Raw genomic sequence first — 673 nt, forward strand, 5'->3', positions numbered from 1 at the left:
CGCCACCTGACCCCAACCTGATCGCGGTGCCGGACGGGCGGCGGACTTCGTCCGCCCGCGCTGACGCGCGCCTGCAACACACCTATTCACGGGTCTGTGGCAGGTGGACTTCTCCGAGTTCGAGACCACTACCGGCGGCACGTGGCGGCTGGCCGGCTGCCGGGACTACTGGTCCAAGTACGAGTTCGGCTGGCATCTGTCACCGACGGCGAACCAGCATGATGCGATCGCCGCGATCGAGCTGGCCATCGTCGAGGCCGAGCGGCTGGCCGGCGGACCGCTGGCCGATGCGCTCACCGACACCACCACCGGTGAGCTGCGGCCAATCACGATCGTGACCGACAACGGCGGGCCGTTCCGGTCTTTCCGATTCGAGGCGTTCATCGCCGCCCGCCCTGAGCTGCACCACGTCCGCACCCGGGTGCGGACGCCCGGCCAGAACGGCACCAGAGAGCGGGGTTTCGGCACCCTGAAGTACGAGTGGCTCTACCGGGAAGACATCGACCACGCGATCGCCCTGGCCGACCACGCCGAGGCCTACCGGATCGACTACAACACCGTCCGCCCGCACCAGGCGATCGCGTTCAACTGAACCGTCCTGGATCTGGCAGAGGCTTTGATCTCGCAAGGAGACTGAGTCCGTGCCAGCACCCCGCAAGTACGACGAGGAGAC

Annotated in this window: 1 protein-coding gene; it reads left to right on the plus strand. The window is 67.5% G+C overall.

Features of this window, described 5'->3' with window-relative positions; genetic code table 11:
- Nucleotides 1–103: 103 nt before the first annotated feature.
- Nucleotides 104–592, plus strand: coding sequence for an integrase core domain-containing protein (locus HK417_RS26840; RefSeq protein WP_308123843.1), 489 nt, complete (start codon nucleotides 104–106; stop codon nucleotides 590–592).
- Nucleotides 593–673 lie beyond the last annotated feature (81 nt).

Origin of the sequence: Modestobacter marinus, assembly GCF_019799945.1 — a bacterium.
Classification (GTDB): Bacteria; Actinomycetota; Actinomycetes; order Mycobacteriales; family Geodermatophilaceae; genus Modestobacter; species Modestobacter marinus_B.